This is a genomic window from Arthrobacter sp. GW460-12-1-14-TSB2, from assembly GCF_059423525.1.
The window spans coordinates 1-14,406 of record NZ_JBWKYC010000005.1; the positions used below are offsets into that span (position 1 = coordinate 1).

General features: G+C 65.7%; 13 protein-coding genes, 1 tRNA gene and 1 pseudogene. 9 read left to right on the plus strand and 6 right to left on the minus strand.

Going from position 1 to position 14,406, the window contains the following annotated elements; all coding sequences use genetic code 11:
* Window positions 1–764, minus strand: a pseudogene (locus tag AC07YR_RS08790) (pyruvate dehydrogenase (acetyl-transferring), homodimeric type); the annotation flags it as partial.
* A gap of 299 nt (window positions 765–1,063) precedes the next feature.
* Here AC07YR_RS08790 and AC07YR_RS08795 point away from each other — a divergent pair.
* The 5 genes from AC07YR_RS08795 (at window position 1,064) to AC07YR_RS08815 (ending at window position 6,762) form a co-directional block, all read left to right on the plus strand.
* Entirely contained in the window at window positions 1,064–2,632 is a 1,569-nt protein-coding gene (locus AC07YR_RS08795) for an NCS1 family nucleobase:cation symporter-1 (RefSeq protein ID WP_494733726.1), read from the plus strand.
* A gap of 61 nt (window positions 2,633–2,693) precedes the next feature.
* Window positions 2,694–3,437: an aspartate/glutamate racemase family protein gene (locus tag AC07YR_RS08800; RefSeq protein WP_494733727.1), complete on the plus strand. Its 744-nt coding sequence runs from the start codon at window positions 2,694–2,696 to the stop codon at window positions 3,435–3,437.
* 42 nt (window positions 3,438–3,479) lie between these two features.
* Complete coding sequence (locus AC07YR_RS08805; protein WP_494733728.1) at window positions 3,480–4,259, plus strand: SDR family oxidoreductase; 780 nt, start codon at window positions 3,480–3,482, stop codon at window positions 4,257–4,259.
* A 218-nt stretch (window positions 4,260–4,477) separates the two neighbouring features.
* Window positions 4,478–5,986, plus strand: a complete 1,509-nt coding sequence (locus tag AC07YR_RS08810) for a cation:dicarboxylate symporter family transporter (protein WP_055805053.1) — start codon at window positions 4,478–4,480, stop codon at window positions 5,984–5,986.
* 125 nt (window positions 5,987–6,111) lie between these two features.
* Complete coding sequence (locus AC07YR_RS08815) at window positions 6,112–6,762, plus strand: Pr6Pr family membrane protein (RefSeq protein WP_494733729.1); 651 nt, start codon at window positions 6,112–6,114, stop codon at window positions 6,760–6,762.
* Here the strand turns inward: AC07YR_RS08815 and AC07YR_RS08820 are convergent, their stop codons facing one another.
* From AC07YR_RS08820 to AC07YR_RS08830, 3 genes are read right to left on the minus strand one after another with little or no spacing between them, the layout of a single operon-like run.
* Complete coding sequence (locus AC07YR_RS08820; protein WP_494733730.1) at window positions 6,763–7,134, minus strand: sterol carrier family protein; 372 nt, start codon at window positions 7,132–7,134, stop codon at window positions 6,763–6,765.
* 1 nt (window position 7,135) lies between these two features.
* Window positions 7,136–8,152 carry an asparaginase gene (locus AC07YR_RS08825; RefSeq protein WP_494733731.1) on the minus strand — a complete coding sequence of 339 codons (1,017 nt, stop codon included), beginning with the start codon at window positions 8,150–8,152 and terminating at the stop codon, window positions 7,136–7,138.
* 57 nt (window positions 8,153–8,209) lie between these two features.
* Window positions 8,210–9,787 carry a molybdopterin-dependent oxidoreductase gene (locus tag AC07YR_RS08830; RefSeq protein WP_494733732.1) on the minus strand — a complete coding sequence of 526 codons (1,578 nt, stop codon included), beginning with the start codon at window positions 9,785–9,787 and terminating at the stop codon, window positions 8,210–8,212.
* Between the two features lie 91 nt (window positions 9,788–9,878).
* Between AC07YR_RS08830 and purD the strand changes: the two genes are divergently transcribed.
* Both purD and AC07YR_RS08840 read left to right on the plus strand, forming a co-directional pair.
* Window positions 9,879–11,195 carry a phosphoribosylamine--glycine ligase gene (gene purD, locus AC07YR_RS08835; RefSeq protein WP_436059365.1) on the plus strand — a complete coding sequence of 439 codons (1,317 nt, stop codon included), beginning with the start codon at window positions 9,879–9,881 and terminating at the stop codon, window positions 11,193–11,195.
* 1 nt (window position 11,196) lies between these two features.
* Window positions 11,197–12,150, plus strand: coding sequence for a phosphoribosylaminoimidazolesuccinocarboxamide synthase (locus AC07YR_RS08840; RefSeq protein ID WP_494733733.1), 954 nt, complete (start codon window positions 11,197–11,199; stop codon window positions 12,148–12,150).
* On the opposite strand, the gene AC07YR_RS08845 is transcribed toward AC07YR_RS08840, so the two are convergent.
* Window positions 12,147–13,421 (minus strand): helix-turn-helix domain-containing protein, encoded by a 1,275-nt coding sequence (locus AC07YR_RS08845; RefSeq protein ID WP_028269883.1) that lies wholly within the window; start codon window positions 13,419–13,421, stop codon window positions 12,147–12,149. The two genes, AC07YR_RS08840 and AC07YR_RS08845, sit on opposite strands and share 4 nt — an antisense overlap.
* A 131-nt stretch (window positions 13,422–13,552) precedes the next feature.
* Here AC07YR_RS08845 and AC07YR_RS08850 point away from each other — a divergent pair, with 131 nt between their 5' ends.
* The gene (locus AC07YR_RS08850) at window positions 13,553–13,783 is read left to right on the plus strand and encodes a hypothetical protein (protein ID WP_494733734.1); all 231 of its coding nucleotides are present in this window, start codon (window positions 13,553–13,555) and stop codon (window positions 13,781–13,783) included.
* A 99-nt stretch (window positions 13,784–13,882) separates the two neighbouring features.
* Window positions 13,883–14,227: a hypothetical protein gene (locus AC07YR_RS08855; protein ID WP_494733735.1), complete on the plus strand. Its 345-nt coding sequence runs from the start codon at window positions 13,883–13,885 to the stop codon at window positions 14,225–14,227.
* Window positions 14,228–14,295: 68 nt separating this feature from the next.
* Here AC07YR_RS08855 and AC07YR_RS08860 read toward each other — a convergent pair.
* Window positions 14,296–14,372 (minus strand) — tRNA-Pro (locus AC07YR_RS08860).
* Between the last annotated feature and the right edge of the window lie 34 nt (window positions 14,373–14,406).

Here is a 14,406-nt window from a genome sequence, read left to right on the forward strand (position 1 = left end):
AGGCCGCGGGACTCGGGCTCGTCCATTTCCCCGTCGCCCAGGAACGCCCAGACCTGCTGGTCCGAGGTGTCTTTCAGTCCCCGGTTGTGCAGGTACCGGTTGGACTGGGCCTGGTAGATCGCGTTCATCGGCCCGATGCCCATGGACACCGTGGGGAATTCCCAGAAGTCCGGCATCAGCCGCGGGTGCGGGTACGAGGACAGGGCGTGGCCGGCCTTGGACTTTTCCTGCCGGAACCCGTCCAGGTCCTCTTCGCTTAGGCGTCCTTCCATGAACGCGCGGGCGTACATGCCGGGGGAGGCATGGCCCTGGAAGAAGACCTGGTCCCCGCCGCCGGGGTGGTCCTTGCCGCGGAAGAAGTGGTTGAAGCCGACCTCGTACAGGGTCGCGGCCCCGGCGTAGGTGGAGATGTGCCCGCCCACGCCGATGTTCGGCCGCTGGGACCGGTGCACCATGACCGCGGCGTTCCAGCGCATGTACGCCCGGTAGCGGCGTTCGTATTCCTCGTTCCCGGGGAACTCCGCTTCCTGGTCCACCGGGATGGTGTTCACATAGTCCGTGGTGGTGACCATCGGAACCCCGACGCTCTGGGCGCCGGCACGCTGCAGGAGACTGCGCATGATGTACTGGGCACGCTCGGTGCCCTGTTCCCTGATCAGCGTATCCAGGGACTCAATCCATTCGGCGGTCTCTTCCGGATCACGATCAGGCAGCTGGTTAGTCAACCCGCTGAGGATATGGGAGGTATCTTCTCCTGCAGCCACGGCAGCCTCTTTTCATCTTTGAATGTCTGGGCTCTAAGTTTTCGTATTGTGAGAAAACATTCTTGCCATTCGAGATTATGCAGGAGCGGGCGAGTGGTCAAGGCGGGGTTGTCTTCCGGCGCACCGGGATGGCTTCAAGGGTGCTTGCGGACCGATTGTGACAGTGCCGCCTCCTTGACCGCGGCGTGACGCAGGTCATAAAGTTATTCCACTCCACAAAACCAGTTTTCCATAATGTGGAACCAAGTTTCGGAAGCGCAGACTTCCGCCCCAACCCATCCCTAGAACTGGAGATCCAGATGCAGACGACCCCATCAGTCGGCGTCGAAACGGCTCCCGGCCCGACAATGTCGTCGGCCCAGCCGGTCCATCCTGCACAGGGCATCGAGGCCCTGTGCGAATCAGCAAGCGCCGCATCCGGGCGCACCATCAGCCCCACCCTCTACAACACCGACCTTGCCCCGACAAAGCGCGAAGGCCGCCGCTGGACCAGCTACAGCATCTTTACCCTGTGGGCCAACGACGTGCACAGCCTCGGCAACTATGGCTTCGCCATCGGCCTCTTCGCACTGGGCCTCGGCGGCTGGCAGATCCTCCTCGCCCTTGGTATCGGCGCGGTCCTGCTGTTTGCGCTGCTCAGCTTTTCCGGCTTCATGGGCGTCAAGACCGGCGTCCCGTTCCCCGTCATGAGCCGGATCAGCTTCGGCATCCGGGGCGCCCAGATCGCCAGCCTCCTGCGCGGAGCCGTGGCCGTGGCCTGGTTCGGCATCCAGACGTACCTTGCGTCAGTGGTGCTCCGCGTCATGCTTGTGGCCATGGTCCCTTCGCTCCATGAACTGGACACCAACTCGGTCCTCGGCCTCTCAACGCTTGGCTGGGCCGCGTTCGCTTTCCTCTGGATCGTCCAGCTGGTCATCGTCAGCTTCGGCATGGAAATGATCCGCAAGTACGAGGCCTTCGCCGGCCCCATCATCCTGGTGACCATGGCCGCCATCGCCATCTGGATCTTCGTGGAGGCCGGCGGTTCCATCGCCTGGGCTTCGGACAACGCCCTCGAAGGCGCGGACATGTGGCGCACCATCTTCGCCGGCGGCGCCCTGTGGGTGGCCATCTACGGAACGTTCGTCCTCAACTTCTGCGACTTCACCCGCTCGGCCGTTTCCAAGAAGGCTGTGGTGCGCGGCAACTTCTGGGGCATCCCCATCAACATGCTCCTCTTCGGCGCCATCGTGGTGGTCATGGCCGGCGGCCAGTTCAAGATCAACGGCACGGTCATCCAGAGCCCGTCGGACATTGTCCAGACCATCCCCAACACCCTGTTCCTGGTCCTGGCCTGCCTCGCGCTCCTCATCCTGACCATCGCCGTGAATCTGATGGCCAACTTCGTGGCTCCCGTCTACGCCCTGACCAACCTGTTCCCGAAGCACCTGAACTTCCGCAAGGCGGCCTGGGTCAGCGGCTCCATCGGGCTCATCATCCTGCCATGGAACCTGTACAACAATCCGCTCGTGATCGTGTACTTCCTGGGCGGCCTCGGAGCACTGCTCGGCCCGCTGTTCGGCGTTGTGATGGCCGACTACTGGCTGCTGCGCCGCGGCCGGGTCAACGTGCCGGAGCTTTACAGCGACGACCCCGCCGGAGCGTATTACTACACGAAGGGCGTCAACCCCCGGGCCATCATCGCCCTGGTCCCGGCCGCCGCCGTCGCGCTCCTGATAGCCTTCGTTCCGGCGCTCGAGGCAGCCGCTCCGTTTGCGTGGTTCTTTGCCGCCGGCATCGCCGCAGTGGTGTACTACTTCATCGCGGACCGCTCGCAGCGGCTGGAAGACGTCGACGGCGAGTCCATCGCCGTGGCGAGCACGCACTGACACCCCGGCACGGAAAAGTCCGGCACGGAAAAGTTCAGCACGGAAAACGGAAGAGACAGACATGCGCATTCTTGTCGCCAACGTAAATACAACGCAGTCCATGACCGACTCCATCGCGGCCCAGGCGCGGTCCGTCGCGGCGCCGGGAACCGAGATCGTCGGGATCACGCCGCGGTTCGGCGCGGACTCCTGCGAGGGAAACTTCGAAAGCTACCTCGCTGCGATCGCCGTCATGGACGCCGTGGTCAATTACCCGGAACCGTTTGACGCCGTTATCCAGGCCGGCTACGGCGAGCATGGACGGGAGGGGCTGCAGGAGCTCCTGGACGTCCCCGTCGTCGACATCACCGAGGCGGCAGCCTCCACGGCGATGTTCCTCGGACACAAGTATTCAGTGGTCACCACCCTTGACCGGGCGGTTCCGCTGATCGAGGACCGGCTGAAGCTGGCCGGTCTCGACGCCCGGTGCGCCTCCGTGCGGGCCAGCGGCATGGCTGTCCTCGAGCTGGAGGAGGAGCCGGAGCGGGCCGTGGAAGCGATCATCGAACAGGCCCTGGTTGCCGTCCGCGATGACAAGGCCGAGGTCATTGTCCTGGGCTGCGGCGGGATGGCCGGGCTGGACGAGGAGATCCGCCGGCGTGCCGGGGTTCCGGTGGTGGACGGCGTGGCGGCGGCTGTGACGATCGCGGAGTCCCTGGTGCGGCTGGGACTGTCCACGTCCAAAGTCCGGACTTACGCCACACCGCGGCCCAAGACAGTCATAGGCTGGCCCATAACGGCAGCGGAAGTGCCTGCCGCGCGGTAGCCCGGGCTTGGGCAGCCCGGCCCTCAACGCAAGGAGCGACGAATGACTGCAACCCAAAGGCCCGTTCCACCCCACCGGCCGGGGCCGGTCGCCGTCGTGACCGGAGCAGGTTCCGGGATCGGACGGGCGGTGGCGCGGCTCATGCTGGCCGAGGGGTACCGCGTGGTGCTGGCCGGCCGCCGCGAGGCTCCGCTGCTGGAGTCCGCTGCCGGCCACCGCCAGTCCCTGACGGTGCCGTGCGACGTGACAGTGCCCGACGACGTCGAGCGCCTTTTCGCTGCGGCCCGCCAGAAGTGGGGGAGAGTGGACGTCCTGTTCAACAACGCGGGCGTGTTCGGCCCGGCCGCGTCGGTGGACGAGATCAGCGTGGCCGACTGGGATGCGGTGGTGGCAGTGAACCTCAGCGGGTCCATGCTGTGCGCTGCCGCTGCGGTGCGGGCCATGAAAGCCCAGGAGCCGCAGGGCGGCCGGATCATCAACAACGGGTCGATTTCCGCGCATTCGCCGCGGCCCCGGACCGTGGCTTACACGGTAACCAAGCACGCCATGACAGGCCTGACCAAGAGCATCGACCTGGACGGCCGGGAGTTCGGCATCACATGCGGCCAGATCGACATCGGCAATACGGCCACGGACATCATGGGCACCATTGGCGTGGACTCCGGTGCCCTGCAGGCTGACGGCAGCCGCAGGGTGGAGCCCACGTTCCCGGTGCAGGACGCCGCACGTGCGGTGCTCCTGATGGCCGGCATGCCGCCGTCCGCCAGCGTGGGCTCGGTGGTGATCACCGCCGCGGGCATGCCATTCATCGGCCGCGGCTGACAGCCGAAGACTCCGCTAGATTCCGCCACGGAAGCGGACATCCGCACCTGCAATCCAGGGTGCGGACGTCCGCGGCCGTGGCTTTTTCGTGTCCGCAGACCGTCATAGATTTCCGCATTGTGAAAACTGTATTTCCCCTTGCGGAATAATGTGAGCGGGGTTACTTTGGAAACAGACCCCGATCTCCGGGGCTGTTCCCGATTGATAGGTACAGATCAATGAAGATCCCAGATTCCGCGGCGCTGAAGGCGAGTTCGGCGCCGTCGAAGAAGAAGCCCCTGTATAGGTCGCTCTTCTTCCAAATTCTGATCGCCGTCGTGGCAGGTGTCCTTATCGGACATTTCTGGCCGGACCTCGGCTCGCAGCTGAGGCCTCTCGGTGATGGATTTATCCAGCTCATCAAGATGATCATCGCGCCGCTGATTTTCCTGGTGATCGTCACCGGCATTTCGGCCGTAGGCGACGTCAAGGCGGTCGGAAGGGTCGGAGTCAAAGCCCTTCTCTACTTCACCGCGGCCACGCTGTTCGCGCTGGTCTTCGGCCTGATCGTAGGCAACATCGTCCAGCCCGGTGCCGGGCTGAACATCGATCCCAGCACACTGTCCCAGGAGGCCCTGGACGCCAAGACCGGCCATGCCGTGCCCAAGGACGCCGCAGCCTTCATCCTGGACGTCATTCCCACCAGCGTCATCGGCGCCTTCGCGAACAACAGCCTCCTGCAGGTGCTGTTCTTCTCGGTGTTCTTCGGCGCGGCCATCGTCGTCATCGGACGCGAGCGCTGCATGCCGGTCATCAGCCTCATGGAGACCGTCCTGGAGCTTATCTTCAAGATCATGTCCTGGATCATGAAGGTGGCCCCGATCGGTGCTTTCGGCGCCATGGCGTTCATCATCGGCCAGTACGGACTCGACACCCTCAGCACCTATGCGTTGCTGATTGCCGCCTGCTACGGCGCGGCCATCGTTTTCATTGGACTGCTCTTCCTCGTGGCCTGGGGCTTTGCCCGCGTTCCGCTCTGGCACTTCCTGAAGTACACCCGCGAGGAGTTCCTGCTGGCGCTCGGCACCGCCTCCACCGAGGCTGTGATGCCGCGCATCATGACCAAGCTGACCAATGCCGGCTGCTCACGCGCCACTACCGGCCTGGTGGTTCCCACCGGCTATTCGTTCAACCTCGACGGCGCCGCGATCTACCTGTCGATCTCGCTGCTCTTCCTGGCGCAGGCCTTCGGCCACCACCTGGACCTCGGCCAGCAGCTGGCCGCTCTCGGTGTCCTGCTCCTGACCTCCAAAGGCATGGCCGGAGTGCCCGGCTCCTCGTTCCTCGCTCTGTCGGCCACCGCTGCCGCCCTCGGGATCTTCCCGGTTGCCGGCGTGGCCCTCCTCCTGGGCGCGGACCGCCTCATGGATTCCATGCGCGTTGTGGTCAACCTGCTGGGCAACTGCGTGGCCACGTTCGTGGTCTCCAAGTGGGAGGGCCAATTCGACCGCAGCGTCATGGTCCGTGCCTTCCGCGGCGAAATCACCAACCACGACTCGGCCATCATGCTCGGCGTCGAGGATGACTTCGAGGACCAGGAGCTTGCCCGGATCAGCGGCGGTGAAGCACCGTCGCCCAAGTTCCGGGGCGGTCCCAACCCCAAGGACATCCCCGGATTCCAAATGAGCCGTCCCGGCGGCCACTCAGGTCCGCCGGAGCGCAGTTCGGCCGCGATCAACCACGAATAGGGGCCGGCCGTACAACCGGAAACCCGCAAGAACCGCACCAAACGCAGCCCCGTCCCGGAAGACACCGGGGCGGGGCTGCGCGTTTTTCCCCGAACTTCCCCGCAGGCCTGGCCTAGGATCAACCCATGACGGCAAACAGGGGACTTGCACTATTCCGGTACTTCTTCGCGGCGCTGTGTCTGGCGGCGCTCGTGGGACAGTTCACGTACAACGTCCAGAACATCGCCAGCTACCGGCCGCTGAACTTCTTCAGCTTCTTCACGGTCGAGTCCAATATCATCGCCACGGCAACGTTCGGAATTGCCGGCTGGTACGCCTGGCAGGGGCGGACCGCCCGCTGGCTGGAGCTCCTGCGCGGCGCCGCCACCATGTACATGACCATCACCGGGATCACGTACAGCCTGCTGCTGAGCAACATCGAGGTGGACACGGCGGTTCCGTGGATCAACGTGGTGCTGCACTACACCATGCCCACAGTGATCGTGATCGACTGGCTCGTGGACCTGCCCCGGAAGCGGATCTCGCTGCGGGAGTCCCTCATCTGGCTGGTTTTCCCGCTTGCATACCTGGTATACAGCCTGCTGCGCGGCCCGTTCGCTGACTGGTACCCCTACCCGTTCCTTGATCCGCGGATGGACGGCTACGGCCACGTGGCCATCATGTCCCTGTTGATCGCGGTGTTGGCGTTTGTGCTGGCCGTGGTGATCGCGCTGTCCACGAAGCTCCAGAGCATCGTCCCGCACCCGGCAGCCGAGCTCCCGGCCAAGGTCAACTAGCTACAGCGGGAGCAGCTCCGACAGGTCCGCCCGGAGCCCTGACGCGGATACTTTCCCGGACGCCACAGCTTCCGACCAGCTCAACTGGCCGGTGACCATCGCCAGCCAGGTGCCGGCGTCGCACTCAATCACGTTCGGGGGAGTCCCGCGCGTATGGCGGGGGCCCTCCACGCACTGCGTGACGCCGAACGGCGGAACGCGGACCTCTACGGAGTTGCCCGGCGCCCTCGCGGTGACCTCTTCCAGCGAGTAGCGCACCGCCGTCGCCGTCACGGCACGCGGGACGCCGGACGCCGGGACGCCGGCTGCCAGCCACGCGGCCAGGGCGGCGCGGCCTTCGTCGATATCGATGCGTCGTCGTGAAACGGCCATGTCAGTCCAACAGGGCCGAGACGGCGTGGCCCAGCCGGATCTTGCCCACGGGCCGTCCGCCGCCGAGCACGGGTTCCACCACTTTTTCCAGGACGCTGGAGACGCCCGGGATGTCCACGGCGCCGGAGGCGGCCAGCAGCGTGAGCCCCACCAGGGTGGTGGCGCGCAGGTTTCCGTCCAGGACCTTGATGGCCACGGAGACGCCCGTGGTGGTGGCCATGGCCAGCACACCTTCCGCGCCGATCTTGGCGATGATCTCCAGTTCGTCCATCACGATGGTGTTCGGCTCGCCCTTGCCCTGGACAGCCCACGGGTAGTCCAGCATGGAGGTGGCGATGGTGGCGGCGCGGGCATTGGAGTTCTTGTCCCCCGGAGCCTTGGCCAGCCGGGAGTAAGCGAGGGCCAGTCCGGTCAGCGAGATGGCTGCCACCGGAGCACCGCAGCCGTCGATGCCCAGGTGGGCGATCCGCTCCTCGGAGTACTCTTCGATCGCGGAACGGACGCGCTGCTGCAGCGGATGGTTGGGTTCAAGGTAGCTGTGGGTGTCCCAGCCGTTCTCCGTGCAGGCCCACAGGAACGCCGCATGTTTGCCCGAGCAGTTGAACGCGAGCTTGGACCTGCCCTGCTCGGACCGGATCAGCCAGTGGCGGGCGTTCTCGTCCTGCGGCCAGGCGGTGGGGCACTGCAGCTGCTCTTCCTTGACGCCGGCGGCCTTGAGCATCCCCTCCACCACATCCATGTGGTCCAGCGACCCGGTGTGGCTGGCACAGGCCAGGGCAACCTGGGCGCCGCGCAGCGGGACACCGGCCTGCATGGCGGCGAGGGCCTGGAGCGGCTTCAGCGCAGAGCGGGCGTAGATAGGGGTGGTGATGTCGCCGAGCTGCGTGACTACCGTTCCGTCGGCGGCAAGAACCACGGCTGAGCCGATGTGCCGCGATTCGACGAAACCGCTTCGTTCCACGACTGCCAGTTCGACGGCGGACTCCACTGTGAATGTTGCATGCGGATTTTCTGGCATGGCTAAAGTCTATGGTGCCGGTGCTGGAAACCCGGGAAATCAGGGGCCATGGCCGGGCTATTGCACGGTCACCATGACCGACTGCCAGCCGGACGCGCCGTCGGGCACGGGATCGGCTCGCTTGTCCGTCTGGACCTCGCCGGTACCGTCGGTGGCGCGCGCCTTGATGTAGTGCGGCCCCGGGGTTGCATCCCACTCGAACGACCACTGGCGCCACGTCACCACGGATGCCTCCGTGGACAGCACGGCCTCGGTCCAGGGCCCGTTGTCGATCTGCACTTCCACCTTGGTGATGCCGCGCGTCTGCGCCCAGGCGGTGCCGCCGATCGCCACCTTGCCGGCCGCAACCTGCGCGAAGGACTTGGGTACCTCCACCCGGGCCATGGTCTTGATGGGGCCGCGCTCGGACCAGCCCCGGTCCGTCCAGTACGCCTTGCTGTCCGCGAAGCGGGTGACTTCGAGGTCCACCACCCACTTGGTGGCGGAGACGAAGCCGTACAGGCCGGGGACCACCATGCGCACGGGGTAGCCGTGTTCCAGCGGCAGCGGCTCTCCGTTCATGCCGATCGCCAGCATGGCGTCCCGGTCGTCCTGCAGCACTTCGAGCGGCGTCGAGGCGCTGAAGCCGTCCTCGGAAGTGGACAGCACCATGTCGGCGCCCTCCGTGGGGCGCGCCATCTTGAGGACCTCGCGGAGGGGGAAGCCCAGCCACTTGGCGTTGCCGGCGAGGTTTCCGCCGACGGGATTGGACACGCAGGTGAGGGTCACGTGCGATTCGATCAGCTCGGCGTCGAGCAGGTCCTGGAACGTGAGCGTGACTTCCTGCTCCACCAGGCCGTGCACCCGGAGCTCCCAGTCCTGGGCGTTGATCTCCGGCACGCTCAAGGCGGTGTCGATCCGGTAGAACTCATTGTTGGGGGTGACCCACGGTGTGACGCCCGGGGCGGCTGACTGCACTCCGGCCGGGATGGCGGGGGCGGCCTTTGCCGGCGACGGGAGCTGCAGGGATTCACGGGCCTGGGCGACGTTGCTGCGTGCCGCGCTGAGGAGGCGGCCCCCGGTGGCCGCGATGGCGGCCGCCGCGGCTGTGATCCCGGTTGCGGCGAAGAAGGCGCGACGCGTCGTGGCCGGGCGTTCGGCGCCCTTGGCTGCCACATCCGCGGCCACACCGGGCCACTGGCGCATCCGCCACAGCCGCATCATCAGCAGGCGCAGCACCACCAGCCCGGCGGCGGTGCCGATCAGCGAGGGGATGGCGTCCAACGGCTCCACGCTTGCCCGGGTGACCACGCTGGCGACAATGACGGCGCCCATCAGCAGGACGCCGGCCACGCCCAGCGCCCACTTCCGGTACGCCACCGCACCCAGCACACAGGCCAGCAGGAAGATGGTGAGCCCCATGCCCGCGAACAGTGCAGCCTTGTCATTGGTGCCGAACGTCGCGATGGCAAAGTCCTTCAGCCACGGCGGCGTGAAGTCGATGAAAGTGGAGCCAAGGGCAATGATTGGCGTTGCCCGCGCCGTGAAGAACGCACCGATCAGTTCCGCAACGGAAAGTACGACGGCGGCCGCGGCCACGCCTGCCAGCGCGGCCAGCGCGGTGGGACCTTTGAGCCAGTTCGTGAGCTTCTTCATGCCGGTGGTTCGTAGCCGCCGGCGTTAAGGATTGACGGGGGCGGGTCACGGCTTAGGAGCGGACCGGGTGCACAAAGTACCCTTGGAGACTGTGAAGGTACTCGTCATTGGCCCTGGTGGCCGCGAACACGCCATTGTCCGCTCCCTGCTTGCAGACCCCAACGTTTCCGAAGTCCACGCGGCTCCGGGCAACGCGGGCATCGGCAAGCTGGTCCCCACCCACGCCATTGACGGCAATGATCCGGACGCCGTGGCTGCCCTGGCAACCAAGCTGGGTGTGGACCTCGTGGTGGTCGGGCCCGAGGCGCCCCTGGCCGCAGGGGTTTCCGACGCCGTCCGCGCAGCAGGGATCCCGGTCTTCGGACCCAGCAAAGCGGCCGCCCAGCTGGAGGCATCCAAGGCCTTTGCCAAGCAGGTCATGGCCGAGGCCGGTGTGCCCACCGCCATGGCGCGGGTTGCGAGCACCGCCGAGGAAGCCGCGGACGCACTGGACACCTTCGGCGCCCCCTATGTGGTCAAGGACGACGGCCTGGCCGCCGGCAAGGGCGTGGTGGTCACCAACAACCGGGACGAAGCCCTGGCCCACGCCCAGACCTGCTTCGACGCCGGGGGCTCCGTGGTGATCGAGGAGTTCCTGGACGGACCCGAGGTTTCCGTCTTCGTCCTGTGCGACGGCCGGAACACCGTCGCACTCTCCCCGGCGCAGGACTTCAAGCGCATTTTCGACAACGACGAGGGTCCCAACACAGGCGGCATGGGCGCCTACACCCCGCTGGAGTGGGCCCCGGAAGGCTTGGTCCAGGAAGTCATCGACCGCGTGGCGCAGCCCACGGTCAACGAGATGGCGCACCGCGGCACCCCCTTCGTCGGCGTGCTTTTCGTGGGCCTTGCCCTGACCTCGCGCGGTACCCGCGTCATCGAGTTCAACGTCCGCTTCGGCGATCCCGAAACCCAGGCCGTCCTGGCCCGGCTCAAGACTCCGCTGGGATCGCTGCTCCTGGCCGCGGCCAAGGGCGAACTGGACAAGGCGGAAGAGCTGCGCTGGTCCAAGGACACCGCCGTTGCCGTCGTCGTCGCCTCCGAGAACTACCCGGACACCCCGCGGACCGGCGACCGGATCCGCGGGCTCAAGAAGGCTGACGAGCTGGAAGGCGTACACGTCATCCACGCGGGCACCAAGCTGGACGAGGAAGGCAAAGTAGTCTCCGCCGGCGGGCGCGTCCTTGCCGTGGTGGCGCTGGGAACCGACCTCGTGGAGGCCCGCGAACGGGCGTACGACGGCGTGGAACTGATCCAGCTTGAAGGCGGACAGTTCCGCACCGACATCGGGCGCAAGGCGGCGCGCGGCGAAATCAAGGTGGTGTCCAGCGCCACCGGAACGCTGCCCGTGACGAAGGCGAAGGCATAGCATGACTGAGAATTCCCCCCTTGAGGCGGCTCCCAAGTCCGGCCTGGACACCGAAACACTGGACCTCCCGGGCTGGCGGCACGTATACTCCGGCAAGGTCCGGGACCTCTACGTTCCCGCTGACGATTCCCTCGTGGCGCAGTTCGGCCAGGAATGCGTCCTCGTGGTGGCCAGCGACCGCATCAGCGCCTACGACCATGTCCTATCGAGCGAAATCCCGGACAAGGGCCGGATCCTCACCCAGCTGAGCCTGTGGTGGTTCGACCAGCTGGACGTGGAACACCACGTGCTGGCTTCCACCGTGGAGGACGGCGTTCCGGCAGCAGTCGAAGGCCGCGCCATGATCTGCAAGAAGCTGGACATGTTCCCGGTGGAATGCATCGCCCGCGGCTACCTCACCGGCTCCGGACTGCTGGAGTACCGGGAGTCCCGCACCGTGTGCAGCATTCCGCTGCCGGAGGGCCTGGTGGACGGTTCCCGCCTCGACGAAGCCATCTTCACGCCGTCAGCGAAGGCAGAGGTGGGGGAGCACGACGAAAACATCACCTATGACGCCGTGGTGGCCCTGGTGGGCGAAGACGTCGCCGCCCGCCTCCGTGAGTTGACCCTGAAGATCTACACCAAGGCCGAGGAAATCGCCCGGGAGCGCGGCATCATCCTTGCCGACACCAAGGTGGAGTTCGGCTTCGACGTGTCCACCGGCGTCATCACCCTGGGCGACGAGGTCCTCACCCCGGACTCCTCGCGGTTCTGGGACGCGGCCACCTATGAGCCAGGTAAAGCCCAGCCGTCCTACGACAAACAGTATGTCCGTGACTGGCTGACGTCCGCCGAGTCCGGCTGGGACCGGGCTTCGGACGTGCCGCCGCCGGCACTCCCGGAGGACGTGGTGAGCCGCACGCGCGGCCGCTACGTCGAAGCGTACGAAAAGCTCACCGGGCGGAAGTTCGCCTAGCTGGCTTCTGCCGCGGCCTTGGCCGCGGCAGCGCGCCGCTGGGCGAGTTTGATCTCCAGTACGGCGTCCATGGCCTGCTGGACACGGTCGGAAGCACCGGCGGCGCTGAATTCCTGCTGCGCTTCCTCGAGGAGCACCAGGGCTTCATCCGATTCCCCCGCGGCCTTGAGTGACTTCCCCAGCAGGAGTGAAACTTCGCCGGCCGTGTGACGGGCGAGGGCCTTCCGTTCGGCATGGATCTCGCGCAGCTTCTCCACGGCGGCCGGGATGTCACCCGTGAGGTACAGCCAGCGCGCGCGGATGAAGGCCACCTCGAGCTGGTCGGTCTTGTTGCCGCCCACGATCGACAATGCCAGTTCGGCGCGCTCGATCGCGGACAGGGTCTCCGGTTCCACAATGCCGGAGGAGAGCCGGACGGCCGCGGAGGCCTTGTTGAAGCGTGCCCACAGCTCGATGTCGTTGGCCGGGGAGAGCAGTTTGGCGGCCCGCTCGTGGTACTTGATGCCCTCGGGGTAGTCGTGCCGCATAAAAGCCACGTTGCCGATCACCCAGGCCACCTCGCCTGCGAGCTGTGAGATGGATTGGTCGTCCATCTGGTCGTTCATGGCTTGGCAGTATGTCCAGGCTTCGTCCAGCCGGCCGCTCTCGGCCAGGGCGCCGATCAGCGCACGCAGGGCGCCGATGATCAGCGTGGAGCCCTTAGGCAGCTGCGAGCACAGTTCCACGGCCTTCTGGGCATGCTCGACGGCGGTGGCCAGCTGTCCCTGCCCGTGGCACACCGCGGCAAGCATCTGCCGGGCACGCACCCCGAGTCCGGCGGACTCGGTGGCCATGGGGTGCTCCAGGAGGTGCTGCATGATGTTCTGGCACTCCTGCAGCTGCCCCTGTTTCATCAGGCATTCCGCCTGCATGTAGGTCATGTTCCACCAAGCGCTGGTGTTCTTGCCTTCGAGGGCAATCTGGGCGGCAGTGGCGGCGTGGGCGGCCGCGAGGGGGTAGTCCCGGAGGTCCCAGGCTTGCCGGGCATAGAGTCCGGCCAGGACATACTCGGCGTCGCTGACCGAGATGGGCTGGCTCCAGGCTTCCAACGCTTTGGGGGCCAGCTCGAGCCGGCGGGCTAACTCTTCTATAACATCGGCGGTTGGTTCACGCCGACCTGTTTCCAAGAGGGAGATGTAGCTGGGAGAATAGAGGTCCTTTCCCAGTTCTGCTTGCGTCAACCCACGTTCGAGTCGTTCGGCGCGGAGCTTCTCCCCGAATCCGTTCCCCACGGGTTTCCTCCTTATTCCGGACAGTCTTTATACCAAATGCTTGACAGTCTCTGTGGAAAACATTTTACAATGTATGTCAACAAGGGCAGTGCTGACTTTGTAACGAATCCGACTCGTATTGAGGAAACCTAATGTTGAAGAAGATTGCAGCCGCCGCCGCACTGGCTGGCGCACTGGCATTTTCAGCCGCAGCCCCCGCAGTGTTGTCTGCAGGTCCTATCGGCAATTGGGCGGATCAGCTGGGAAGCACCACCGCTATTGGCAACTGGCCCGATCCCATGCAGTTTGCCCAGGCCATCGGCAACTGGCCGGACCCCATGTCTTTCCCGGCATACATCGGCAACTGGCCGGACCCGATGTAGGCGGTTGACGTACTTCCCGCAAGGGAACACAAGCTCCGGGACATGTGCGAACCATGTCCCGGAGCTATTTTTTTGGCCAAACGACGCAAGGGAAGTGTCATGAACCGCAGGGAACCGAATGACTTGAAGCGTGCCTATGCAGCGTGGACCATCGCCGGGACCTCGCTGATCGTCGCCGCCGTGGCGGGGTCGGCGATAATCGCCGTCGTGGGTGGAACGGCCGACGCCGGAACCCTGGTGTGGGGGATTGTGGGCATTGCGTCGCTGCTGGAGGCGCTGGTGCTCTTTGCCTACGGACTCCGGCTTAGGCACCGGTACGTGAACCAGGTCCAGACCTATGAAACGCGGGGAGACTACCGGGAGGACGACGGCTCCAACCGGCCACGGGTTCCACTGCTGGGCGACGGCCAGAACGGCCAGCGATCCACGTTCGAGGGCCTCTGAGGCCACGGCCGGCAACGCCGCAGGAGCAACGCAAAGAGGGCCTTCCGAATGGAAGACCCTCTTGCTTTTGGTCGGGATGACAGGATTTGAACCTGCGACCTCGTCGTCCCGAACGACGCGCGCTACCAAGCTGCGCCACATCCCGATCCGTTGCTTCAAAAGCAACTTCACAAGAGTAT